The 24586-nt window shown below is 41.5% G+C and carries 21 protein-coding genes; 9 read left to right on the top strand and 12 right to left on the bottom strand.

Annotated elements, in window-relative coordinates:
• Position 1 precedes the first annotated feature (1 nt).
• The gene (locus tag MKX49_RS00605; RefSeq protein WP_048685056.1) at positions 2-1327 is read right to left on the bottom strand and encodes an aminotransferase family protein; all 1326 of its coding nucleotides are present in this window, start codon (positions 1325-1327) and stop codon (positions 2-4) included.
• Between the two features lie 382 nt (positions 1328-1709).
• On the opposite strand from MKX49_RS00605, the gene rpoN reads away from it, so the two are divergent.
• Positions 1710-3068: an RNA polymerase factor sigma-54 gene (rpoN, locus tag MKX49_RS00600; RefSeq protein ID WP_340874225.1), complete on the top strand. Its 1359-nt coding sequence runs from the start codon at positions 1710-1712 to the stop codon at positions 3066-3068.
• Between the two features lie 119 nt (positions 3069-3187).
• On the opposite strand, the gene bluB is transcribed toward rpoN, so the two are convergent.
• The 3 genes from bluB to dacB all read right to left on the bottom strand — a co-directional run bounded on the left by bluB (position 3188) and on the right by dacB (position 6470).
• Positions 3188-3829 (bottom strand): 5,6-dimethylbenzimidazole synthase, encoded by a 642-nt coding sequence (gene bluB / locus MKX49_RS00595; RefSeq protein ID WP_340874224.1) that lies wholly within the window; start codon positions 3827-3829, stop codon positions 3188-3190.
• Between the two features lie 91 nt (positions 3830-3920).
• Positions 3921-4526, bottom strand: coding sequence for a uridine kinase family protein (locus MKX49_RS00590; protein WP_340874223.1), 606 nt, complete (start codon positions 4524-4526; stop codon positions 3921-3923).
• Between the two features lie 471 nt (positions 4527-4997).
• Positions 4998-6470, bottom strand: a complete 1473-nt coding sequence (gene dacB, locus MKX49_RS00585) for a D-alanyl-D-alanine carboxypeptidase/D-alanyl-D-alanine endopeptidase (RefSeq protein ID WP_445670151.1) — start codon at positions 6468-6470, stop codon at positions 4998-5000.
• Between the two features lie 253 nt (positions 6471-6723).
• On the opposite strand from dacB, the gene MKX49_RS00580 reads away from it, so the two are divergent.
• From MKX49_RS00580 to MKX49_RS00570, 3 genes are all read left to right on the top strand, one after another.
• A complete protein-coding gene (locus MKX49_RS00580; protein WP_034305830.1) occupies positions 6724-7218 on the top strand; it encodes a PH domain-containing protein in 495 nt (164 codons plus the stop codon).
• Positions 7218-8690, top strand: coding sequence for a PH domain-containing protein (locus MKX49_RS00575; RefSeq protein WP_340874220.1), 1473 nt, complete (start codon positions 7218-7220; stop codon positions 8688-8690). Before MKX49_RS00580 ends, MKX49_RS00575 begins: the two co-directional genes overlap by 1 nt.
• 199 nt (positions 8691-8889) lie before the next feature.
• The gene (locus tag MKX49_RS00570) at positions 8890-10884 is read left to right on the top strand and encodes a methyl-accepting chemotaxis protein (RefSeq protein ID WP_340874219.1); all 1995 of its coding nucleotides are present in this window, start codon (positions 8890-8892) and stop codon (positions 10882-10884) included.
• Positions 10885-10933: 49 nt separating this feature from the next.
• Here MKX49_RS00570 and MKX49_RS00565 read toward each other — a convergent pair whose 3' ends face one another.
• Positions 10934-11440, bottom strand: a complete 507-nt coding sequence (locus MKX49_RS00565) for a general stress protein (RefSeq protein WP_048685038.1) — start codon at positions 11438-11440, stop codon at positions 10934-10936.
• Positions 11441-11603: 163 nt separating this feature from the next.
• Between MKX49_RS00565 and MKX49_RS00560 the strand changes: the two genes are divergently transcribed.
• The 5 genes from MKX49_RS00560 (at position 11604) to MKX49_RS00540 (ending at position 18061) form a co-directional block, all read left to right on the top strand.
• Complete coding sequence (locus MKX49_RS00560; protein ID WP_340874218.1) at positions 11604-12668, top strand: M20 family metallopeptidase; 1065 nt, start codon at positions 11604-11606, stop codon at positions 12666-12668.
• Between the two features lie 646 nt (positions 12669-13314).
• The gene (locus MKX49_RS00555; RefSeq protein WP_063577450.1) at positions 13315-13878 is read left to right on the top strand and encodes a 3D domain-containing protein; all 564 of its coding nucleotides are present in this window, start codon (positions 13315-13317) and stop codon (positions 13876-13878) included.
• A gap of 147 nt (positions 13879-14025) precedes the next feature.
• Positions 14026-14946 carry a ketopantoate reductase family protein gene (locus MKX49_RS00550; protein ID WP_340874215.1) on the top strand — a complete coding sequence of 307 codons (921 nt, stop codon included), beginning with the start codon at positions 14026-14028 and terminating at the stop codon, positions 14944-14946.
• 219 nt (positions 14947-15165) lie between these two features.
• The gene (locus MKX49_RS00545) at positions 15166-16434 is read left to right on the top strand and encodes a dicarboxylate/amino acid:cation symporter (protein WP_095390446.1); all 1269 of its coding nucleotides are present in this window, start codon (positions 15166-15168) and stop codon (positions 16432-16434) included.
• Positions 16435-16642: 208 nt separating this feature from the next.
• Positions 16643-18061: an NAD-dependent succinate-semialdehyde dehydrogenase gene (locus tag MKX49_RS00540; RefSeq protein ID WP_048685027.1), complete on the top strand. Its 1419-nt coding sequence runs from the start codon at positions 16643-16645 to the stop codon at positions 18059-18061.
• Positions 18062-18102: 41 nt separating this feature from the next.
• Here MKX49_RS00540 and MKX49_RS00535 read toward each other — a convergent pair whose 3' ends face one another.
• The 7 genes from MKX49_RS00535 to MKX49_RS00505 form a co-directional block, all read right to left on the bottom strand.
• Positions 18103-19209 (bottom strand): AI-2E family transporter, encoded by a 1107-nt coding sequence (locus MKX49_RS00535; RefSeq protein WP_034305852.1) that lies wholly within the window; start codon positions 19207-19209, stop codon positions 18103-18105.
• Between the two features lie 394 nt (positions 19210-19603).
• Complete coding sequence (locus MKX49_RS00530; protein WP_034305854.1) at positions 19604-21130, bottom strand: acetyl-CoA hydrolase/transferase family protein; 1527 nt, start codon at positions 21128-21130, stop codon at positions 19604-19606.
• A 131-nt stretch (positions 21131-21261) separates the two neighbouring features.
• Entirely contained in the window at positions 21262-21912 is a 651-nt protein-coding gene (locus MKX49_RS00525) for a LytTR family DNA-binding domain-containing protein (RefSeq protein ID WP_323066546.1), read from the bottom strand.
• 337 nt (positions 21913-22249) lie between these two features.
• On the bottom strand, positions 22250-22489 hold the full coding sequence (locus tag MKX49_RS00520) for a hypothetical protein (RefSeq protein ID WP_340874212.1): 240 nt from the start codon (positions 22487-22489) through the stop codon (positions 22250-22252).
• A complete protein-coding gene (locus MKX49_RS00515) occupies positions 22479-22841 on the bottom strand; it encodes a P-II family nitrogen regulator (RefSeq protein ID WP_048685015.1) in 363 nt (120 codons plus the stop codon). The genes MKX49_RS00520 and MKX49_RS00515 overlap by 11 nt, the downstream gene beginning before the upstream one ends.
• Positions 22842-22855: 14 nt before the next feature.
• Positions 22856-24070 (bottom strand): ammonium transporter, encoded by a 1215-nt coding sequence (locus tag MKX49_RS00510; RefSeq protein WP_034305862.1) that lies wholly within the window; start codon positions 24068-24070, stop codon positions 22856-22858.
• 302 nt (positions 24071-24372) lie between these two features.
• The gene (locus MKX49_RS00505) at positions 24373-24576 is read right to left on the bottom strand and encodes a YbdD/YjiX family protein (protein WP_251541563.1); all 204 of its coding nucleotides are present in this window, start codon (positions 24574-24576) and stop codon (positions 24373-24375) included.
• Positions 24577-24586: the final 10 nt, after the last annotated feature.

The raw sequence follows: 24586 nt of genomic DNA, 5'->3' as shown, positions 1-24586 counted from the left end.
CTTATAAAATTTCTTTTTCGACTGCAGTAAATGTCTCATCAAGGATTTCAATCATTCTTTCGACTTCTGCTTTAGTAATGATTAAAGGCGGTGCGAATACGAGTGTATCTTGATCAAACGTAACCGAACGGCAAATCAAACCATTCTTCGCAGCTTCGGCAACAAGTCTTGGAGCAAGCTGTGTCTCAAAGCCTTCACCTGTTTGTTTGTCCTTTACGATGGAGATGCCTCCAATTAGTCCAAGTGCCCTCACATCACCAACAATCGGATGTTTGCTTTGGAGCTTCTTAAAGCCGGCAAGCAACTCTTCACCACGCTGTTTCGAGTTTTCTATAAGGTTTTCACGTTCAATTATTTCAATATTTTTCAAAGCAACCGCACATGCCATCGGATGGCCACTGTATGTGTAGCCGTGTAAAAGCGTACCTTTTGAAAGGGCAATGAAATCCTGATGCATCTTATCATTCAGGACGACCCCGCCTAACTGTGCATATCCACTCGTCACACCTTTTGCAAAGCACATCATATCAGGCACAACACCAAAGTGTTCAATCCCAAAATAAGTCCCTGTTCTTCCGAAACCTGTAATGACTTCATCCGTCACCATCAAAATGCCGTATTCATCACAAATTTCCCTTACTTCCTTAAAATAGCCTTCAGGAGGAAGGTTCACGCCACCGGCCCCTTGAATCGGTTCAGCGATAAATGCCGCAATCGTTTCCGGTCCTTCCTGTTCTATGACCTTACGCAGCTCCTCAATGGAGGAACCGTCCACATGATAAAAATCAGGTGCGATTGAATTCGTGAAATCCCGGAATGGCTTCAGGCCAGTCGCACTTGTAGCTCCCATTGCCACTCCATGATAGGATTTCGAGCGGGAAATGATTTTTTGACGATTAGGCTGCCCTTTCAAAAGCCAGTAATGACGAGCAAGTTTGATCGCTGTATCATTCGACTCCGATCCACCTGAAGTGAAGAAAACTGCATTCAAATCCCCAGGCGCGATGGATGCGATTTTGGCCGCCAAACGGATTGCCGGCTCATTGCTGAAAGTGGCGAAACTTGAGGTGAAAGCTAATTTGGCCATTTGTTCCTTCGCGACTTCAGCCATCTCTTCTTGTCCATGTCCAATATTCACATTCCAAAGTGAAGCCATGCCATCAATGACAGTCCTGCCCGTGACATCCGTAAGATATATTCCCTTTCCTTCCTTAAAGATGAAACTTGGACCATCTGCCTGCTGTTGTTCGATTGCAGTAGTCGGATGAATAAAATGCTTTTTATCCAAATCGATTAATTCCTGAATACTCGTAGTCTCTTTAATCATGTAAAAAACACCCTTCTCATGTAATGGATTTTTTAAAGCTAGTTTATTTTTATATTTATAGATGTAGCAAGAAGCATGCCAAATTATATGAGCCTTATATTAAAGGTATTCAAGTTAAAATGATTCATATATAAATCAATAGGAGCACGTGTTGATTCACATATAAATCATTTGATTCACATTCGAATCATTCAACTCCCATTCATTAGATTAACTACTGAATGACAAGCATTTTTTCGAATTCCCCTCTTTATTTCTATTTGATGTTACAAAACCTTACACACAATGTTGAATTTTCGGAAGATTTGTATTATTATCATGTTAATATTTTTTCATTCCTTTTGAGCCGCTATGTTAATCTAAATGAAAGAAGTTGATATATATGCAGGTAGGATTTGAACTGTACCAAAAACAAACCTTGAAGTTGTCATTAACCCCTGAATTACAGCAATCGATCAATATCCTTCAATATTCCACCCATGAACTGATAGATTTCCTGAACCGGCAGGCTTACGAAAATCCCGTTCTCGAAATTAGCTTTAAAGAACCCCTCGCATCACTTAGTATTCGTACAAATAAAATAAATTCTCAGATACGCGGTTCTTCCTCTAAAAGTAAAGGTTTCAACGGAGACAATGATTACAACCCTATCAACAATCATTCAGTCAGCACAGAAACACTTGAAAGGCATTTACTGGAACAATTGAGTTTACTAAGTTCATTGAATGCATTTGAAAAGAAGATTCTCCAATTTTTGATTGGAAACTTAAATGATTATGGATTTCTAGAATTGGATGTCCATTGGACTGCTTCGCATTTTTCCGTACCCGTGGAAGAAATCGAAAATATGATTCAAATATTGCAATCCCTTGACCCAATTGGAGTCTGTGCTAAAGATCTGACCGATTGTTTACTCATTCAGCTGCGTGAGCATGAGAATCACAATGAATTGGCGTATAAGATCGTTAAAAAGCACTTAGAAGATTTAGCAGAAAAACGCTACAGGAAAATTGCCGCCCTTCACCAAGTGACCGTTCAGGAAGTACAAGGGGCCTCGGATTTCATCCGTACGTTAAACCCCCGTCCTGTCAGTCACTTTTCCGATGATATGACTCATTACATCGTTCCGGACGTTTACGTGGAAAAAGATAAAGAAGGTTTTCTGATAACGGTCAACGATAGCTGTACACCTAAACTTTCCATCAATCCTTACTACAAGAACCACGTCGCCATCAATTCAGTTAATCCAGCTAAAGATTATATAAAAGGGCACATAAATGATGCCCAATTACTGTTAAAAGGGCTCGAACAAAGGCAAATGACGCTTTACAAAGTGACCGCGTCAATCGTGGAGGAGCAGCATGAGTTTTTCATGAAGGGAATTACGGGATTAAAACCTATGACACTGAAGGACATTTCGGAAAAACTTCAGCTTCATGAATCAACGATCAGCAGGGCGACGAGCAATAAATATATCCAGACGCCGCATGGCCTCTTTAAACTAAGGAACTTCTTTACTAGAGGGTTACACCGCGTGAACAGCCCAGCAACCGAATCATCGACCACCATCAAAGAAAAAATAAAGGTCCTGATTGCCGATGAAGATAAAATAAAGCCTTTTTCAGATCAGAAGCTTTGTCAAATATTCGAAAATGAAGGGACGAAGATCTCCCGCCGCACTATTGCAAAATACCGTGAAGACCTCGGTATACCGGGATCTTTAAAACGGCGCAGATTTTAAAATCAAACCGAATTTTTAAAAAGACTCTTACAATGGAGTATCTATTGTAAGAGTCTTCTATATTTTCCACCCCTGAACCAGGGGCTTAATAAACAGTTTTGGAATCATAATATATCGGTTTATTTATTCCCCCATTTATCCTCGAAAATAAGTTCATCCATCAGCCTTCTTTTTTCCCAATTGGCAAGTTCAAGAATGGGTTTATCCGGATATTGATCCGTATAGCCAATCGACAGGAGTGCAACAGGTTCTATATGCGGCGGAATCTCCAAAATATCACGAATATCATTTTTCTTGTAAAAACTTACCCATCCCATTGCCAATCCTTCCGCATAGGCAGCCAGCCACATATTTTGAATGGCGCAGGCAGTGGATAGGATATCGGTTTCCGGAATGGAGTTCCTCCCTAAAACATGGGAGCCTCCCCGTGTCGGGTCGCATGTAACACAAATGGTATATGGTGCTTCTTTTAACCCTTCCACTTTCAAACTAAGAAACTTATTTTCTTTACCTCCTTCATAATGAATAGCGAGGGCCCTTCTTTCTTTATCCGCTGCCCATGCCAAACTGTCCTTGGTTTCCTGAGACGAAATCACGATGAAACTCCAAGGCTGCATGAATCCTACAGACGGCGCATGATGTGCAGCATCCAAAATTCTGCGGAGTATATCCTTTGAAATGGGCTTTGTCAAAAAACTCCTGATATCCCTACGGTTATAAATGGCTTTATATACGGCAGCTTGTTCTTCATTAGTAAACATAGTTTCCCCCCTGTTTCCGGCTCCCCAGAAATTCATCTAAACATACAATATATTTTATAGGTAAACCCTTACAATTAAAATATCCTCTGGCTCAGCTCATTCCGTCCACAACAAGATCCGCTCTTTCTTGAGGCCTTTGCACACCCACATAGAGACCTTCATGAACCATCCAATTATCCTCCCACATTTGACGCGCATCTTCACCATCCCGCTCAAGGCCACGTTTCAAACGCTGATCACGGGGACATTCCACCCAAATCGTGAAATCATGGTACCCTGCCAATTCTTTACGGATAGAATACGTTCCTTCTATAATGACAAGGCCCCCAGCAGGAACTTCATGCCATTCGGCCATAGTGTCCGTTTCCCAATCATACCTTTGATATCTTGCTTCTTTCCCCTTTGTAAGCGGTTTTAGGATTTGGTTACAAACCCGTTCCCAATCATAATCCGCCCCGATAGGCTTTTGGGATGGAGGCAGTTGAACCCTTTCCGATGACGGCAAATAAAAATCATCCATATGAACGGCCACGCTACCTGGACATTCTGCTTGGATACGGGCAGCGAGTGTGCTTTTTCCAGATCCGCCCCGGCCATCTATGGCCAATATATAGAGTAAGCGTTTTTTGGAAATTTCGTGAATTTCAGCTATAAGACTGCTGATCGTATACTGTCCATTGAGTGTTGGAAAGTTCATAAGCATTCCCCCCTATACTACTTATTTCTATTAATCCTCCCTTAAACTCCTTCCTTGAGGGGATAATTTAAAAAAATAAGCAGAAGGTGCTGGCATTGAATAAAATCCAATTTGCTCCCAAGCTTCATGTCTGATTAAAGAAACAGAGAAGGAAAAGGCCCCTTTCCCTCCACTTCATGGAGAAAATGTCTACGATCAAACGGGTAGGACTTTCCATGTAATGGACTTGAAAACTTCTTGTTAAAGACATATATATCAGAGAAAGGCCTTCGAAGGTTCGAATGCCGACTTGATGCAATGTTATATAATGACCATCGATTTGAATACGCCATTCGGATCTGCGATTGAAACCTGATCGGGTCAGCAAATAAAATGGCTTATCGGCATTATGCTGCCAATTCGGACTTGCCGAAGAAAATGATTTGGCTTTTTCTCGCAGATCCTGAACTTCAACTTAGCTTTCCATGGATACTAATGGCCGCTTCCCAATAGGTTTTCCTGTTCTGCGAGCATCACGGCTATCTTATCCTGGATTGCCGTAATGCCTTTTTCTTCTACAAAATTATTAAGGATGATTGAAAATATGATTTTTTCCCCTCTTTTGGTCGTCACATAACCTGATAAGGAGCTCGTACCTGAAATTGTCCCTGTTTTCGCGCGGACATTCCCGGCTGCAAGTGTCCCTTTCATCCTCTTTCTAAGCGTACCGCCCACCATCCGATTTTCGTTGCCTGCAATCGGTAAAGCATTCAAGTAAGCAGGAAACCACGTTTTTTCCTGAATGGCATACAGCAGCTTCGTTATTTCATTCGCTGGAATCATATTGACTTGGGAAATTCCAGACCCATCACGCATCATGATCGTTTGCATATCGAGACCCATACTCTTCAGCTGATTTCGAGCAACCTTCAAACCATCCTTCCAGCTTCCCTCCCCATCTGCCTTTTTACCCATTTCCTTCACCAAAACCTCGGCATGGCTGTTATTGCTCAATTTCATGAAAGGAATAAGCAGTTGTGAAAGCGGCATGGACTGATGAGTGGCAATCATGTCCGCTCCTACTGGCGTTTTCCCTTTTTTCCTTTTTCCCAACACTTTAATTCCATGTTTCTTCATTGATTTTTCAAATAGGCTCAAGGCATATTCTGTGGGATCTTCCACCGAGATCCACTCTTTGGTCACCCCGGCATCTTCCGGAATGGTCCCGGTCACCGTAATGACTTGTGTGCCATGAGACCGTTCGACTTCAATTCTATTATTAGCGTCTGCCGATACAGTTTTCGTTTTGTTGATGACCTTCACGTGATCGGTCTCAGGCTCCAGCTTTACCGTTGCCCTCTTTCCAGCCTTTTCCCCAGGGGCTATCTTCACGATGATGGTACCGGTATCGTAATCTTCATTCGGGGAAGCAGTTAAAGCCGAAACGGCTGCACCGTAATATTCCTGTTCATCGCTCCAAACTAAGTCTTGGGAATAACGAACATCATCATACCAAGAATCGTCCCCTATAAGATCCCCGTGAACGAACTTAACGTGCCTTTGCTTCAGTGAAGCTGCCAGCTCATCAAAATCCTTTTCCAATAATGTGGGATCTCCTTTTCCCTTCAGGTATACATTGCCCTGCAGAACCTGGCCAACCTGCACTCCTTTTATGTATAGTTCTGTTTGAAAAGCATGATCTTCCCCTAAAGTTTCCAGCGCAGCTGCTGCTGTCAAAAGCTTAAGGTTCGAAGCAGGCCGCAATCTCGTTTGCGATCCCCGTTCATAAATCATTTCCCCCGTTTCAGCTGAACGGATGGAAATTCCCGTCAACGCCCCAGCCAATCCTGGCGAATGCTCCAATATTCGTTGAATTTCCTGCCCTAGGTTTCCATCATCATTCGCAGCCTGCATCGATTCTCCATTAAAAAAACAAATCAAAAACAGGAAGAATATAAAACTCATCTTCCTTTTATACGTCAAACCTATCACTCCCGCTCTAGAAACTCACCACTTCTATCTTGTCCATTTTTCGGTCATATAAAAAGAAAAGATCCACTAGAAAACTCCTTATTTATACATACTCGGGAAACTGCAGGATTATTCACCCTCCACTCCATGGTATGCGGCTGCATAATTTCTATACATATACCTTTAATAGGGAACTTTTTTGCAAGATAATCCGTATAAGTATAAAGACATAGTAAGGAGTGAATATATGTATTCCAAGATACAGCCACCAACGAAGAAAATATCCAAAGAATCAGTGAAGGTTTGGCGGATGACTGAAGCCATTACCAATCTCATTATCCTCGCCGTCCTTGGCATCCTATTATTTGTTGATGATTATTTCACTTGGAAAGAATGGATTGGATGGATTTTAAACGGACTTATCGTATTATCTTTTTTCCATGCTATCTGGTCCATCTTCATTGAACCGATACTTTTGCAAAAGTATTGGCGTTACGACGTGAACGAAGAATTCATTCAAACAAAACGTGGAGCATGGAGTGAAACGCATGAACTTATTCCGATGACGAAGGTTCAATCTGTCAAATTGAACCAAGGACCGTTTTTGCGAAAATACAACCTTTATTCCCTAAGCATCGGAACAATGGGCGACTCTCATGACATACCAGCCATCCCCGAGAAAGAGGCGTATGAATTACGAGATAAAATTGCCCATTTCGCAAAAATTAAGGAAGTGGATTAATGATGGAAGAACACGCAAAACGATTACACCCTATCAAAATCCCTTTCGAATTTTGGAAATTGCTGAAAGGAAATGTATTTTTCATAATCATGCTTTATGTCCTGAATTTCGGTTCTGAAAAGATGTATATGAAGGTACTCCAAATCGGCTTTCTAGTTTATTTGGTTTGGAAAGTCATTTCTGTCATCCTTAGATGGTATACATACAAATACCAAATCAAAGAAGGTACCTTATACATTACTTCAGGGCTTGTCTCGAAATCGTATCGAACTGTCCCGGTTCATAAGGTTCAGAATGTCCAGCAACGCACGACGTTATTTCATAAGATTTTCAGATTGACCTCTTTAACATTCGAAACGGGGATGACTGGTGATCAGGGTAGCGTACCTTTCGAGATGATTTCCCGAAAAGAGGCCGAACGGCTTGAGGGGGAATATGCTTCAAAACAGGAACTTCCGGTTATTGAAGCGGATATTCCCGAAGAACGAATTGCTGAGGATATGGAACCAGCCAATGAAAAAACGATCCATTTCACTCCAAGCAAACATGATGTGCTGAAAGCTTCCTTTACATCACTCAGTTTCCTGGCTCTTATCCCGATATTGGCTACGTTATATAATACACTCGATGATTTTTTCGATTTGGAGAACGCCGAAGGGTTTCTTGCCAAGTTATTGGATACATGGTGGATCATTACCATCGTTATTGCAGGCCTCGTATGTGTCGCCGTTGCCTTCGGAATCGTTTCCACATTCGTTAGATATGGAAAATATGAAATTTCATCCGATCACGAGCGCATATATATCAAGAAAGGTGTTCTGGACGAATCTGCTTTTTCCATTCGGAAAGAAAAAGTACAAGCAGTCGAAATCACCCAATCAATCATTAAAAGAGTGCTGGGGTTGGCAGAAGTGAAACTGATCAGTGCAGGAAGCACCGGTGATAAAGAGCTGGAAACGAACACCCTCTATCCTTTTTTATCAATTGAACGGGCATATGGGATGGTAGAAGAGATTTTACCCGTTTACAAAGTGGAACGATCAATGAGGTCACTATCGAAACAGGCCTTCAAAATCCGAATGCTGCGGCCCAGCTTTTTCTGGATTCTCACAACATTGGCGATTTATTATTTCAAACCCTCCCTATGGTATATCTCGCTGATTCTACTCGTCCTCTTTTATACATTGAGAATAATGGATTACAAAAATAGCCGTTACTTGTTAAATGATGAGTTCATTCAGTTCAAATCCGGAAGTTTGGAAACATCACTATTCATTACCAAAAGAAGCAAGGTCATTCAAATTGAGGTGGAACGTTCGAAGCTGCAAAAGCTTTTCGGGCTTGCCACAATTGAAACGATCAACCGCTCCAAGCCTGTACACCATACAAAGCTCCAAGATGTATCCGTTGAATATGCAGACGAATTTTACACATGGTATATGGACAGGACAAAAAATATCCAATTCGAATAGTATTCAATGAATGAAAGAGTTGACCATGGCAGTCAGCTCTTTTTTTATCCACTATATTCCACCCCCTTCCCACCTTTGCACTTCACGACAAAATTAATATTGGAATTCTCTAACTTGTCCCTTCAAAAAAAGCGAAAGAAGACCGAAATATCAAATAGAAGTCAAAATTAATTTGAAGTATATAAGGAGAATTTTAAAGATGAAAAGACTGACAGACTGGTATTTTAATTCGCTAAAAAAACAAATATTGATTCCCTTTTTAGCTTTGATCATGATAAGCGGAATGGCCATTTCCTACATGAGCTATAAAAATAGTATCGAGTTGACGACCAAGGAACTTACCGGATCGACGGAAGAACAAGTCAAGTCAATGAACGATTCTTTCGAGACCTTCTTTCAAAAAACGGAAAACCAATTGGATAGAATCAGTAAATATCCTATTATGATTTCTTATGATAAGAACCTCGAATCCATAATGGATGAATTTTCTTATACGCAAACCAGTAACTCTGAAATAAATGGTATATATCTCGGCACAGAGAAAGATGGAAAAGCATTTATATTCCCAGAAACTGAATTGCCGGCTGACTACGACCCAAGACAGAGGGATTGGTATCAATCCGCATTAAAACAAAAAAACAAGACCATTTGGACGGAACCTTATACCGATCAGGCTACGAATGAACTTGTCATTACGGCAGCAAAAGCCATATATGATGATCGTGATGAATTAATAGGCGTGCTAGGTGTCGACATCTCGATCGATACATTGATCACGATGGTCAATCAAACGAAATTCGGCGAAACGGGCTATACGGTTTTGCTTGATCAGAAAGGGTCATTCGTTACACATCCAGACAAGGAAAAAATTCAACAGGATATATCAAAGGAAAATATTTTCAAAAAAATGAAAGGTGAATCCGGATCAATGACCGAGGAATTTGAAGGGCAAAGCCGGATCGTCGGATACGCCACAAATCCTACCACCGGATGGAGAATAGCAGGGGTAATGGAGGAAAATGAAGTGAAAGTCCGGGCAAGCCCGATGATAATCGATAATGTCATCACACTATTGATTGTCTTTACCGTCACTGCACTATCTGCCATCTTCATCACCCGTTCTTTAACGAATCCCATTAAAAAGCTGCAGGAATCCATACGGAAAATGGCTGACGGCGATTTCACCTCCTGGAATTCCATTTCCAGAAAAGATGAGATTGGCCAACTTGCAGAAGACACCAGCTTAATGACCAGGAATATGAGTCATATGTTAGGGGTTGTCAACAACCTTTCCGATAAAGTATCTGATTCCTCCATGACGCTAGTGGCCAGTGCCGATGAAAATTCAGCAGCAGCTAACGAAGTGGCCATGACGATGGAACAAATAGCAGCCGGTGCCATAGACCAAATCGAAGTCGGGCAGAATAACGAAATGGCCGTAAAGCTATTGGCTGACAAAATCTATGATCTTGAGGCGCAAACGGGAAAAATGGCCACGGAATCCGAAAATATGTTCAAGGCTTCCGAAAACGGAATCACTCAAGTACAAGGCCTGAAACAACAATTCAATGAAACGTCCCAGATATCCAATAAGATGAGCACGGCAGTCAAATCATTGGATGCACGATCCAATGATATCAGTGCGATCGTAAAAACCATTAGCGGGATTGCAGGACAAACGAATTTACTCGCCCTGAACGCTGCCATCGAAGCAGCGAGGGCTGGTGAACACGGAAAAGGGTTTGCAGTTGTTGCCGATGAAGTGAAGAAATTGGCCGAACAAACGGAAAAATCACTGAAAGAAATCTCTGAAATCATTCAAGCCATGCAAAACGATACAACCAATACCGTTCATTTGATTGATCAAGTCAATCAAAAAATCCATCTTCAGGATACTTCTGTAACGGATACGGAAAATGCTTTCAGTCACATTGCATCCATCATCGCGAACACATTCAGCAATTTTGACGAAATAAAAGAGATGATGAACGATATGGTAAACGAAGTCACACGGATGGCGGGCAATGCAGAAAAATTAAATTCAATCAGTCAGGAAACTGCGGCAGGAACCGAAGAGGTATCAGCTTCCGCAGAACAAACGAATGCTTCCATGGAACAATTAAATGCCCTGGCTAGTGAATTGGATGCCCTATCCCAGGAAATGCACAAAGAAATAAAGAAATTCACATTCTAATCAAAAAAGGACGGCCCCCTAAGGGATCCGTCCTTTTTAAAATTACGCCTTATAGAGTTCTTCTGCCATTCGTCAGCGTTTCATCGGTTTCGGTTATTCCCGAGTAAGAAGAACTGGATTTTCTAGCATCCGAATCGACTAACACAAGCAATTTGCCGCTCTTTACATCCGCTTCATAACGATTCGCTTCGTCTTCAGGTATGCCCATTCCGATTAATGTACCGGCCAATCCTCCTGTTCCAGCGCCTACAGCCGCTCCGGCTAATGTTGCAGCAAGCGGTCCAGCAGCCAGTACCGGCCCGATTCCCGGAATTGCCAACGCACCCACACCTGCCAATAATCCGGCAGCACCGCCCAAAATACCGCCAGTCGCCGCACCAGCTGCGAGCCCCTCTTCAACTTTTGTACCCGTTTCTTCATTCACTGCATTTAATTCTTCTTTATCTTTAGCTACCACTGAAATATCTTCACGATTATACCCTTGGGCCTGTAATGACTCAACAGCCTTTATAGCTTCTTCTCCAGTTTCATATACACCAATTATACGTTTATCCATATCTATCATCCTCCTTAAAGAATGTAAATTGTCGCTCCCCCTTTACATACCCCAGGGGATGAAAGTGCTAAACGTTATTTAACAGGAAAATATTTTCGAGTTAACCCTTATTCAGAAAGGGTATATATAATAGTAGTATGCATATTTTTAGGAGGTTTTCTTTTTGCTCATCGAGTTACTTAAAGATTTAGTATCTATCGACAGTTCATCGAAAGAAGGAGCCAACCAAGCGGTTGATTACTGTGCGGACTGGCTTAAAGATCAAGGACTTACCGTGAATGTGATTGTAAATAACGGTTATAAAATGCTTGTTAGCGAGATTGGCAGCGGGGAAAAAACCCTAATTTGGAATGGCCATGTCGATGTTGTCAGCGGTACGCCGGATCAATTTTTCCCTGAGGTTCATGAAGGAAATTTATATGGACGCGGAACAGCCGATATGAAAGCTGGAGTTGCAGGGATGATGTGTGCATTTACCGAACTGAAAGATAAGGACTTAGGTTTAAAAATCCAGCTACAGATCGTATCCGATGAAGAGATTGGCGGGTTGAACTGTTCCGGATATTTAGCGAAACATGGTTATCGGGGGGACTTTGTAATCTGTGCTGAACCGACGCAACTGGGAATCGGACTCCAGGCAAAGGGTGCCCTTCGTCTCGATATTGAAGTATCCGGCAAATCTGCTCACGGAAGCCGTCCATGGGAAGGCGTGAATGCAATTGAAAAGGCCTATGATCTCTATCAAAAAATAAAGGAACTTCCTTTCACCCGGGATCATACTCCCCTTTACTCTTCCCCTTCACTTAACCTAGCAAAAATAAAAGGCGGGGATGTCTATAATAAGGTACCGGATGCTTGTTTGCTAAGTCTTGATATTCGCTATCTTCCTACGCAAACAATGGAAGAAATCATTGCTCAGATCGAAAGTGTGACAGGAAATAATGTTCTCCTTAATATGTACAGTAAACCTGTAAAAACCGAAGAATCAGACCCATTCATCACTTTGCTCCGACCGATTATCGAAAGAAACACCAAGCAAGATGCTGTCATTTTTGGACAACATGGCTCTGCAGATACCGTCTTTTTTGCGGCATATGATATCCCAGCGATTGAATTCGGACCAAAAGGCGAGAACTGGCATGGAGATAGGGAATGCGTCAATCTTGAATCAGTAGCAGTCTACCAAAAAATGCTGGTCGATTTCGCTTCTGAATTTATTTTACATTAATCCAAATCATGAAAAAAGCCGGCATCACATATAGACAAAAGGAAGTCTATCTACATTTTAAAAACAAAGTTGATTGAAACGAAAGGTGCGAGACTCCTGCGGGAAAAGCGCGTCCAAGGGAGACCCCACAGGCGCAAAGGCGCCGAGGGGCTCCCGGACCGCCCGCGGAAAGCGAGTGCCTGGAGTGGAAATCAATGTTCGAATTTTAACAAGCTCTCAAAAAAACTTAGACAAACTCGATTTTCATCGATTTTGTCTAAGTTTGAGCCGGCATCACATAGATGTCGGCTTTTTTCATGTTCCGAATATCCTCTCCCACTAAAATAAACAGCATTCAATCGTCTATTATTACGTTGTTTTTTTACAAAATATACAGGACTTTAAAACCAGGGATTTAACATCCATATGTTACCTCATCATACAGGATGTGCCATTACATCAACACTATTTAACAAAAATATGCTTATACTGACATAATAAATAATATATTCACATTTAACTGATAAGTACTTTTGACCTAGTTTATATTACATTTATTTATCAAGGGAAACCTTTTTGTAACACAATTACTATTCCACCGAAACATTATTGTCATAAAGACCTGTTATTCTAAGTCTACGATTTAAAACAAAGGAGACTATTCATTTTGAAAAAAATACTACTTCCACTATTCACTGCTTTCTTTTTGGTATTTAGTTTTTCCGGAGTTTCATCGGCTGCTACTACTACATACAAAGTTAAAAGCGGCGACACACTATGGGGTATCGCCAATAAACATAATATAACAGTCAATCAACTCAAAAGTTGGAACAACCTGAAAAAAGATAACATCCATCCAAAACAAGTTTTAAAGGTCAAGAAAACATCGACCTCTGCTAAACCTAAAGCTAAAGCAAAAACATCATCATCATCCAAGAAATATAAAACGATCACGGTGAAGGCAACAGCTTACACTGCGAACTGCAAAGGCTGCAGCGGGATTACAGCATCTGGTCTTAACTTAAAGAAAAACCCTAACGTAAAAGCCATCTCGGTCGACCCTAAGGTCATTCCACTAGGAACAAAAGTTCATGTAGAAGGATACGGGGATGCCATTGCGGCAGATAAAGGCGGCGCAATCAAAGGGAATAAAATTGACGTCTTCTACTCTTCTCACTCAAAAGCTATCAATTGGGGCAGAAAAACCGTTAAAGTAAAAATCTATAAATAATGATAAGCACCAGCCTGAAACCTTTCAGGCTGGTCTTTTGTTTTTCCCATTCTTACAAACATCTAAACAACCAGTTGACCTTCAAACGGAAATATTTACTGAAATTTCAGTCAATGTTATGATTAGTACATCTTAATCAAAAGAGAGGTGTGCGCTTTGAATATTGTCATTATAGGGGCCGGGGCACTCGGCTCCTACTTTGGGGGCAGGTTGCAGCAGGCCGGACAGGATGTTCAATACCTTGTCCGAAAAAACCGCGCCAAACAATTGAAGGAAAACGGGATCAGCATAACCAGCCCACATGGAAACTACCAATTCAACGACCTTCATATCACAGAGAATGTAAATGATATAGAAAAGGTCGACCTCGTGATTCTCGCCGTAAAAGGACAGCATCTGCAAGGCACTCTTACAGATTTAAAGGTCCTTGTTGAAAAGGGCGCAAAGGTCCTCCCGCTTTTGAATGGATTGGAGCATATATCCATTTTACAGGAGGCGCTGGGCGATGAAGCCGTCTTGGGAGGAAGTGCCTTCATCATCGCCACCCTTGATGAAAAAGGTCATGTCATTCACTCCAATGAAAATCACGATTTAATCTATGGCCCGCTTCATCCGTCACAAAAAAAGATTTGTGATGAATTCGAACAGGCGGCGGGATCAGCTATCATGAAGGTAAGCAGAACGGAAAACATATTGATCAGGATGTGGATCAAATACATGTTCATCACCGCATTTTCCGGTGTGACAACAGCATCGAACCTCCCTATCGGCACGATACGGAGATACCCGGAAACCAATGGATTGCTAGAAAAGGTCCTTGTTGAAATGAAGGAGCTTGCAAATGCTTATGACATCGGAATTACTGTGGAGAATATTGCTCAAGCGTTGGAAAACATGGCAGGCTTACCTGATGAATCCACCTCTTCGATGCACCAGGACCGCCGGAAGGGCCTAACCCTCGAAGTGGAACATTTACAGGGCGGTGCACTGCGCCTAGCCGACAAGGTCGGTTTGAAACTTCCTGTGATTGGAACCCTATATGCACTAATAAAACCATTTGAAAATTGATTTTCGCCAATACCGGTGCTCCACCGGTATTTTTTTACGGCTTAGTAATCTCTTTATATCCTAATCTTCACTTTTAATTCCTCTTCAGTTATTCAAAATCCCCAAGACCAAAAAGAACAAAAAGAAAACAATATCACCAAAAGAATATTCTGATTCTTTCTTCTGTTACACTATTATCAAGTTAAGAAAGCGCTATCATATAACAAAGGAGAATGCCCCTTGAAAATATTAAAAAATTTAACAGTTCAGGTCATCATCGGTATCATTCTGGGTATAACAGTCGGTTTCTTCTTCCCTGCTTTCGGTGAACAACTGAAGATATTGGCTGATTTATTTATTAAAATGATTAAAATGGTCATCGCACCAATCATCTTCTTAACCGTCGTAATCGGAATTGGCGGTATGGGTGATATGAAAAAGGTTGGCCGCATCGGCGGTAAGGCCCTGCTTTATTTTGAAATCGTTACCACTTTCGCACTTGCCATCGGAATCATCGTGGTCAATCTGCTGGGACCTGGTAAAGGCTTTAACATCGATTCAGTCGAGGGCGGAGATGTATCACAATATACGACAGCCGCTTCCGAAACGGAACATGGCGCCGTTGCTTTCATTTCTAATATCATTCCTGATAATGCCGTTGCCGCACTGGCTGGCGGAGACTTACTCCCTATTCTATTCTTTGCCGTATTATTCGGATTATCAATGGCGGCAATGGGACCGAGAGTGCAGCCAGTCGTTTCTTTCTTTCAGCATATTGCCGATATTTTCTTCGGCATCGTCGGTATGATCATGAAAGTTTCTCCATTGGCCGCATTTGGAGCAATGGCTTATACAATCGGTAAGTTTGGCCTTGGTTCTTTAACCTCGTTAGGACAATTAATGGGCAGTGTTTATATCACAATGGCACTTTTCATTGTTCTTATCCTTGGCTCGATTGCAAAAATGTATGGCTTTAATATTTTCAAGTTCATTGCCTATATAAAAGAAGAGATCCTCTTAGTTTTAGGAACCTCTTCATCGGAATCCGCCCTGCCAAGCGTGATGAAAAAACTCGAAAAATACGGTTGCTCAAAATCGGTAGTCGGTTTGGTTGTCCCAACCGGTTATTCTTTCAACCTTGATGGCACTTCCATCTACTTATCCATGGCTGCGATTTTCATCGCCCAAGCCTATGGTGTCGATTTAAGCATCTGGCAGGAGTTGACCCTTCTAGGAATCTTGATGTTAACATCCAAAGGTGCTGCCGGTGTAACGGGATCCGGTTTCATCACACTTGCTGCAACATTAGCTGCCTTCCCAATGATTCCAGTTGAAGGAATGGCATTACTGCTTGGGGTCGACCGCTTCATGTCAGAAGCACGCGCCATCACCAATCTAATCGGTAACAGTGTCGCTACAGTGGTCATTTCTAAATCAGAAGGTGAATTCAATCCAAACCAAGCCATCTCAGGTGATATGAGTGAAGTGGCTGTCTCATCGGAAAAATAATTGAACCTTGAATGAAGAGGTGTGCAACTTGCACCTCTTTTTTGTGTATTTCTCCCTTTCTAGCAATGAAAGCCATTTTTCTATAAATAGCCAATCAAATAAATTTCAGAATCACTGAAAAGTGTTTATACTTTTATGTAACAGGTAAAAGTATAAAGTTTAAAGTTTTAGTAGTTTGATGGATTTAACCAAATTAGGAGGTTTTATCATGAAGGATTACGGATTATTTATTAACGGTGAGTGGTCGGATTTTGGATTGGATAAAATTGAAGTGAGAAACCCGGCAACGGATGAAGTAGTTGCCACCGTTCCTAAAGGCGGTGCAACTGAAGCGGCGAAGGCTGCAGATGCCGCATATGAAGCCTTTACGGGCTGGGCTGCACTCTCAGTCTACGAACGCGCTGAACTAATTTGGAAATGGCATCGATTGATTGATGATCATAAAGAAGAACTGGCAAAAATCATGACTGAAGAGCAAGGAAAGCCCCTTAAAGAAGCTCTTGGTGAAATGACATATGCCAATGGCTTTTTATCTTGGTTTGCCGAAGAAGGAAAAAGGGTATACGGCGAAACGATTCCTGCTTCCGTGTCCAATAAGCGGCTTTTTGTGACTAAACAGCCTGTCGGAGTTGTAGCTGTCATTACGCCTTGGAACTTTCCTGCAGCCATGATTACAAGAAAAGTGGCACCAGCGCTTGCCGTCGGCTGCACAGTCGTCATTAAACCGGCAAACCTTACTCCCATAACAGCTTTAAAAATGGCTGAATTAGCTGAAGAAGCCGGCATTCCAAAAGGAGTCATCAACGTCGTGACAGGAAAATCCTCAGAAATCGGCGAAACTTGGCTTCAAGATACGAGGGTTCGTAAATTGACGTTTACCGGTTCTACAGAAGTCGGCAAAACCCTGATGAGGGGCTCAGCAGACACGGTAAAGAAAATCTCGCTTGAACTCGGAGGTCACGCACCAGCAATCGTTCTTGAGGATGCCGACCTTAATAAAGCGGTTGATGGCATCATCAGTTCAAAATTCCGTAACGCAGGACAAACATGCGTCTGTTCAAATCGCATTTACGTCCACGAAGCCATTCAAGAGGCCTTCATCGAAAAGCTCGTTGCCAAGGTCAAGGAACTAAAGGTAGGAAATGGACTGGAAGATGGCGTCGATATCGGTCCGCTTATCGATCAAAATGCAGTGGATAAGGTTCAAAAACAAATTGATGAAGCAATCAGCAGCGGCGCTAAGCTCGAAGCTGGCGGCAAATCAATAAGCGGCCTTTTTCTTGAACCGACCGTATTGTCCAACATTGATGACAGCATGCTCTGCATGAAGGAAGAAACATTTGGTCCACTAGCTCCCATTGCCTCCTTTAAGACTGATGAAGAGGCAATCAAGAGGGCAAATGACTCCATCTTCGGTTTGGCAGCTTACGTCTTCACTGAAAACATCACAAAGGGCATCAAATTCACCGAGGCACTTGAATTCGGTATTGTTGGCTTGAACGATGGACTTCCTTCCGTTCCGCAAGCTCCATTTGGCGGATTCAAGCAAAGCGGACTCGGCCGTGAAGGCGGACACCAGGGCATCGAAGAATTCTTGGAAGTAAAATATATTTCCTTAGGTTTGTGACCAGAAAACGGGCCCGACTCAAATGAGTCGGGCCCGTTTTTTCATTCCAATATATCTTCTTCAAGCTTTTCCTCTTTTCGGATCCTGATGAATTTAACGATATTCAATACTATCGTTTTAACAACCGAGTAGGTCGGAACGGCCAAAATCATGCCGATGATACCGGCAATGTTTCCGGCCACGAGCAATAGGATGATGATGGTCAGCGGATGTGTGTTCAATTTTTTCCCGATGACTAGCGGTGAAATGAAATTACCATCCAATTGCTGAATGACCGTTACCACCAGAATGACCAATAATGCCTCTGTCGGTGAATGAATCAATGCCACAATGACAGCAGGAGCGGCTCCGATAAACGGGCCTACATATGGAATGATATTGGTTACAGCACCAATCAGCGCGAATAAGAACGCGTAAGGCAAACCAATGATCAAATACCCGATGAACGTTCCGATCCCGACAAACATGCAAACAAGAATCTGCCCTTGTATGTATGTAGTAAGCGTCCCGCCAGTTTCCTGAAGTACTGTTAAAGCTGGTTTTCTATAGCGAACCGGTACGAATTTCATAATGGCGGCCGGAAGCTTATCTCCATCCTTCAACATATAAAACAGGATGAAAGGAACCGTTACGACCACTAAAGTAATATTCGTCACCACGCTGAAAACGGAAGTTAAACTGTTCGTTATATTACTAGGTAAGTTGGTCAAATATTTTTGCAGCGAATCCCCTACTTCTTGCAGAGGTACATAATCTTGTTCCACCGTCCATAAAAACCATTTTGACTCCGCAGAATCTTCAATGAACTTCCTTGTTTGATTGAAATAATCCGGAAGGTTATTGATTAAGTCCGTAACCTGTTTGGAAAGTGACGGGCCAACCAGACCGACCAGTAAACTAATCAATCCAAGGAAAAATACGTAAAGCAATAAAATCGCCAATCCCCTTGGCATTCTCCTTTTAACGAGGAAATCAACGGTAGGGTTGAACAAAAAGTAGAGAAAACCCGAAATCAAGATTGGAAAGAACAATGTAGATGTAAAAATGACTATTGGTTCAAAAAGAAAAGAAATCTTTGTACCAACATAAAAAAGTAAAGACAATAGTAATAACTCTAACGTCCAAAAATGCAGTTTTTGCTTGAACAAATTATCTCCTCCACTATAAGCAATTCTATATAACTCCCTATTTCTAAGGAAACAACATCATGAATGTGAAAAATTCTATGTATGATAATCTTTCATTGTTAGCAGTTTACCATATTTCTATAACTTGAATGAATAATTATATACAAAAATAAAAGAAAAAGCCTAAAGATACAGTTCCCTATCCATTTGATGGTTAAGCATCATTTTACACTTTAAAATCTGTTATTTGTCGCAGAAAAAAGAATCAATAGGAAACACCATACAAATTACTTAGGAGAAATAATCTATTTACCTTTCAATATTCCATTGATGTGACGAAAGATTCATTGGTTTTCACCTATACCGGACACGGACCCAAATAAAAAACCCCGCTGTATTGGCGGGGTTTTGAGTCTTATTTTTGATCTTGAAGAACCGCTTCAAGCATCGTACCGTTTTTAGCTAGGTTCGTATGCCATGAAAATGCTTTTTCAAGAATGTGCGGAGTTTGATGCCCGCCCGTTTGCGCAACAGCTTCAGTGAAGTATGCACGTAGCTGTGGACGGTAGTCAGGATGAGCACAGTTTTCTATGATTAACTCTACGCGCTCTTTTGGTGCCAAGCCACGTAAATCAGCGATCCCTTGCTCTGTCACTAATACATCCACATCATGTTCAGTATGATCCACATGCGAAACGAAAGGAACGATACTGGAAATTTTGCCGCCTTTTGCATATGATTTCGTTACGAAAATGCCTAGGCGTGAATTACGGGCAAAATCTCCTGATCCGCCGATTCCATTCATCATTCTTGTCCCAGAAACATGCGTCGAGTTTACATTACCATAGATATCACACTCTAACGCTGTATTGATTGAAATCAAGCCCAAACGACGGATGATTTCAGGATGGTTAGATATTTCTTGTGGACGAAGAACCAGTTTATCACGGTATTTTTCAAGCTCACCGTAAACTTGTTTCCCTTTTTCTTCAGCTAATGTAATCGAACACCCTGAAGCGAATTTAACCTTTCCAGCATCGATCAAATCAAATACCGCATCTTGCAGCACTTCTGAATAAACTTCCAAATCCTTGAATTCAGAATCAAGGAAGCCAGCGAATACTGCATTTGCCACTGAACCTACACCCGACTGAAGCGGAGCAAGGCTTTCAGTTAAACGGCCAGCCTTGATTTCTCCACGAAGGAAGTTAATGAGGTGGTTGGCGATTGTTGCAGTTTCTTCATCCGGCGGCACGATTGTGGAAGGTGCATCAAGATCTGTAGAAACGACGATTCCCATTACTTTTTCAGGATCAACCGCAATGCCGATCGATCCAAGGCGATCACTTGCTTTAGTCATAGGAATCGGTTCGCGTTCCCCTTGTTTAGCCGGTGTATATATATCATGCATCCCTTCCAATCCTTCTGGATGGGATACGTTCAATTCAATGATCACATGTTTAGCTTCTTGAACGAATATGGCTGAGTTGCCTACAGAAGTTGTCGGGATGATCAATCCATCTTCCGTAATCGCCAATGCTTCGATGATTGCAAAATCTATCGGTCCGACAATGCCTTGACGAACTTGTTCAGCTGTATGAGACAAATGCTGATCCACATAAGTTACTTCATCAGCATTGATTTTATTGCGAATGCCTTTATCCGCTTGGAACGGCAAACGTTTATTTATGATACCTGCTTCCGCCATATGTTGGTCGACTTCCGGTCCTAATGAGGCACCAGTATATACGTCAACTTTGAATTTTTCAGTTTTAGCTCTTTCAACTAGAGCCATCGGAATAACTTTAGCATCACCAGCACGGGTAAATCCACTCATACCTAGTTTCATCCCATTTTTAATCCATGAAGCTGCTTCTTCCGCTGTAACTACTTTCCCCTTAAATTGTTCGTTGCGAATTTTTTTGAAAACGCTTTCGTTCATACAAAAGACCCCCATTTTTCGCTTTTCTTACACTTAATTTTACCAATCCTGTGTAATCGTCACATTCATTTTCGAATGAAAAGCCTTAAATTGGGCATAAACCAGCATTTCTTTCACACAAAGGAGAATCACTAAAACCCCAAAGCCCTCCTGAATTGACTTGCATATGTTTGACTGACCTGGATTTTGGAGTTATCTTTCATTATCAATAAAAATGTAGAATGGAAATCAGGAAGGATCTCTTTTATATAGTTGATATTGACGATGTACGAACGGTGCACACGAATGAATAAATCACTAGGTAAAATGAATTCCAATTCACTTAAATTCATTTTATGAAATCCACTCACACGTTCGGACTGAATTTTAGTTTTCCTATTTTGAGCTTCCAGATACATAATTTCAACATATGGAAGCGGTATCCAGCGGTCATCTGTTTTAATGGTCAGGAATGATGTCGGTAAAATTAATGGCTTTGACGGCAAGATGGCCGTTACCGCCCCTAAAGGATTGCCCTCGTCCATGATAGGAACACTCAGCCCATAGTAAGGTACGCCAAATACATTACTTTCAACTTGCACCCCTATTTTTTTACGGACGCTCAGCGCTTTATATGTCGCCGTATTTTCACTGATTAAATCACCTGGTTTTATTCTTAAGTCCACTTGTTTGCTCGGTTGATAATAAATGTATTTTTCGGAATCAGCCACAGAAATTGAAGCATCCTTCGGAACAAACTCCCTGATGATATTTAAAACGGATTCGACCGTAAATTGATCCATTTCCTTTCACCTCTTAAAAGAACATATTAATAATTTCCCTATTATTAAGCAGGGGCATTCATGAAGTAATTCATAGTTTTTTGGTAAATTTACATTTTTTTGAATTTTCTTTTCGGAAAATTAAAGAAAAATTGAAGTAACTAAGCGAAAAGCGTCGAAAAAAGCAAAAAAATCGTATTTAAATTTATATCCTTATTCATTATAGTTGGAATGCTCCGCGATTTCCATGGGGGATTCAAGAAAAAAGGTTTCCTTAATATACTAATATTTAAATGTCACAATCCAGCTGGACATCAAACAAAAAAAGCCGCTCTCCCCTAGGATAACGGCTGAAAGGTTATTTTTTTGAACGGGGATTTTGAAACGTGGATTTTAATCGGAGTGATAAAATCTCTTCTAAATTTTTCAGTGGCAATTCCAATAAAAAGGGTCTGTCATCAGGTTGATATACATCCTCTGAAATGAGCGTATTAACGATCTTCTGTTTTTTTGCATTAACAATTCGGACCAGTCTCCCCATTTTCAGCTCCCTTTCTTTTATCTTCTGTATCCGGCGGAATTGATCATCAGATGTCATTCTTTAACGCATCATGACCTTCTTTACCGGTACGGATATTCACAACATTCGCCAATTCATATATGAAGATTTTACCGTCACCCGGTTTACCGGTACTCAAGAATTTCCTTGCTACATCCACAACATCCTGAACTGGCACTTCACACACGACGATTTCGATTTTCATTCGATCATGCAATGACATTTCACGATTTCTGCCTCTATATGTTTCCACATAACTTTTCTGAAGACCCGTTCCTTTTACTTCCGATACTGTCATTCCGCTTACCCCTATTTTTGCAAGTTCCGCTTTGAATTGTTCAAATTGGATAGGACGTGTAATGATTTCTATTTTCGTTAAAATCTCGGACATATGAGCACCCCCATTTAAATGGATTCGTGATAAGCTTTTTCTCCATGAAGTGTAAGATCAAGCCCCATTGACTCATCTTCTTCACTGACACGCAACGGTACGAAAAGGTTAATGGCTTTAGCAACGATATAAGTGACCACGGCAACGAAGATATATGTCGCAATGATCGCTACAAGCTGCTTCCACAACAAGTTGAAATCTCCATAGAATAAACCATTTGCACCGCTTTCGTTTACGGAAGTTGTCGCGAACAAACCTGTAGCGATGCCACCCCATGTCCCGCCGATTCCATGTAACCCGAAAGCATCAAGCGCATCGTCGTAACCCAGTTTATTCTTCAGGAAGAATACGCCCCAGAAACAAACGGCACCGCCGATGACACCGATGATGATTGATGAAGCGGGCGTTACGAATCCGCAAGCGGGTGTAATGGCCACCAAGCCAGAAATGGCTCCGGATACTGCACCCAGCAATGTTGCCTTTTTATTAGCCATATACTCGACGATCAGCCATCCAATGATACCAGCAGCTGCTGCAACAGCTGTATTAACGAATACATTCATCGCCACTTCATTGATTGTCAGTGCGCTTCCGACGTTGAAGCCATACCAACCGAACCAAATTAATGATCCTCCAAGAAATGTTAAAGGAAGATTATGCGGTGCACTGTCCCCCGACTCTTTCCTTTTACCTAACATGATTGCTAATACCAAACCTGCAACCCCTGAAGATATATGAACAACGTTGCCACCTGCAAAGTCAAGTGTACCCAGTTCCGCTAACCAGCCTCCCCCCCATACCCAGTGTGCAACGGGAGCATATACGAATAAAGACCATAGGATCGTAAAAATCAGGAATGCTGAAAACTTCATCCGTTCGGCAATGCCACCCGCAATGATCGAGACCGTTAAAACGGCAAAAGTCATTTGGAATAACATGAACAAACTATGGGGAATTGTTTCGCTGTAAGGTCCAGGTGCAAAACCCACATCCTTTAAACCAACCCAGTCCAGACCGCCCAGAAGTGAATTACCAGGTGAAAATGATAATGAATACCCAATCAGCACCCAAAGAATAGAAATGACAGCCAGAGGCATATAACTATGCATTGCCGTATTCAAGACATTTTTACTTTTTACCATACCTCCATAAAATAGGGCAATTCCTGGTGTCATTAGCCAAACCATCATCGTCGCCAAAAACATGAATACCGAATCTGCCATTTGCATACTGTTTTTTCCCCCTTATTTTTTATATATGTTATGTTTACTAACACTATTATGTTATATTTTTTATCATATACTTAATTTTCTAATAATTCAACTTAATTTTTGTATTTTTCATAAAAAATGTTAGATTATATAACATCAATAAGAATAAAGGATCAGCAAATGTGATTTTTTTGGTTAATAGTCACTTTTCCACATCTTCACGACTCCATGGCTGTTACATTTCACCCTCCACTTATTCCCCCTCGAAAAAACCATTAAAAAAAGGGCCCTCCTATTGAGGACCCTTCAATAAATATTCATTAACAGCAACGAGACACTTTCCCCCCCTTTGCGTTATACCGTTCATCCTGGGCTTCGCAGAAAAATTCTTTCCTGGTTTTCACGGGATCTTCAGGATGATGCTTTCTCATATGTGCCACATACGTATCATAACTTGGCACGCCGACGAGCAAACTGATGAATTGCTTTCTGTAGCTGAGAATTGTAATTATTCTTTTCAACATCGCTTTCCCT

This window comes from Peribacillus sp. FSL M8-0224, assembly GCF_038003055.1.
Taxonomy (GTDB): Bacteria; Bacillota; Bacilli; order Bacillales; family DSM-1321; genus Peribacillus; species Peribacillus frigoritolerans.
Note: the sequence above shows the minus strand (reverse complement) of the source record. Positions and strands in the feature narration are given on the sequence as shown.

What these genes read in the sequence shown, in the direction of transcription:
- MKX49_RS00510 (WP_034305862.1), bottom strand. Translation starts at nt 24,070, where the DNA reads ATGCAAATGGCAGATTCGGTATTCATGTTTTTGGCGACGATGATGGTT.
- MKX49_RS00540 (WP_048685027.1), top strand. Translation starts at nt 16,643, where the DNA reads ATGAAGGATTACGGATTATTTATTAACGGTGAGTGGTCGGATTTTGGA.
- MKX49_RS00520 (WP_340874212.1), bottom strand. Translation starts at nt 22,489, where the DNA reads ATGACATCTGATGATCAATTCCGCCGGATACAGAAGATAAAAGAAAGG.
- dacB (WP_445670151.1), bottom strand. Translation starts at nt 6,470, where the DNA reads ATGAGTTTTATATTCTTCCTGTTTTTGATTTGTTTTTTTAATGGAGAA.
- MKX49_RS00570 (WP_340874219.1), top strand. Translation starts at nt 8,890, where the DNA reads ATGAAAAGACTGACAGACTGGTATTTTAATTCGCTAAAAAAACAAATA.
- MKX49_RS00590 (WP_340874223.1), bottom strand. Translation starts at nt 4,526, where the DNA reads ATGAACTTTCCAACACTCAATGGACAGTATACGATCAGCAGTCTTATA.
- bluB (WP_340874224.1), bottom strand. Translation starts at nt 3,829, where the DNA reads ATGTTTACTAATGAAGAACAAGCTGCCGTATATAAAGCCATTTATAAC.
- MKX49_RS00565 (WP_048685038.1), bottom strand. Translation starts at nt 11,440, where the DNA reads ATGGATAAACGTATAATTGGTGTATATGAAACTGGAGAAGAAGCTATA.
- MKX49_RS00505 (WP_251541563.1), bottom strand. Translation starts at nt 24,576, where the DNA reads ATGTTGAAAAGAATAATTACAATTCTCAGCTACAGAAAGCAATTCATC.
- MKX49_RS00580 (WP_034305830.1), top strand. Translation starts at nt 6,724, where the DNA reads ATGTATTCCAAGATACAGCCACCAACGAAGAAAATATCCAAAGAATCA.
- MKX49_RS00530 (WP_034305854.1), bottom strand. Translation starts at nt 21,130, where the DNA reads ATGAACGAAAGCGTTTTCAAAAAAATTCGCAACGAACAATTTAAGGGG.
- MKX49_RS00525 (WP_323066546.1), bottom strand. Translation starts at nt 21,912, where the DNA reads ATGGATCAATTTACGGTCGAATCCGTTTTAAATATCATCAGGGAGTTT.
- rpoN (WP_340874225.1), top strand. Translation starts at nt 1,710, where the DNA reads ATGCAGGTAGGATTTGAACTGTACCAAAAACAAACCTTGAAGTTGTCA.
- MKX49_RS00575 (WP_340874220.1), top strand. Translation starts at nt 7,218, where the DNA reads ATGATGGAAGAACACGCAAAACGATTACACCCTATCAAAATCCCTTTC.
- MKX49_RS00605 (WP_048685056.1), bottom strand. Translation starts at nt 1,327, where the DNA reads ATGATTAAAGAGACTACGAGTATTCAGGAATTAATCGATTTGGATAAA.
- MKX49_RS00515 (WP_048685015.1), bottom strand. Translation starts at nt 22,841, where the DNA reads ATGTCCGAGATTTTAACGAAAATAGAAATCATTACACGTCCTATCCAA.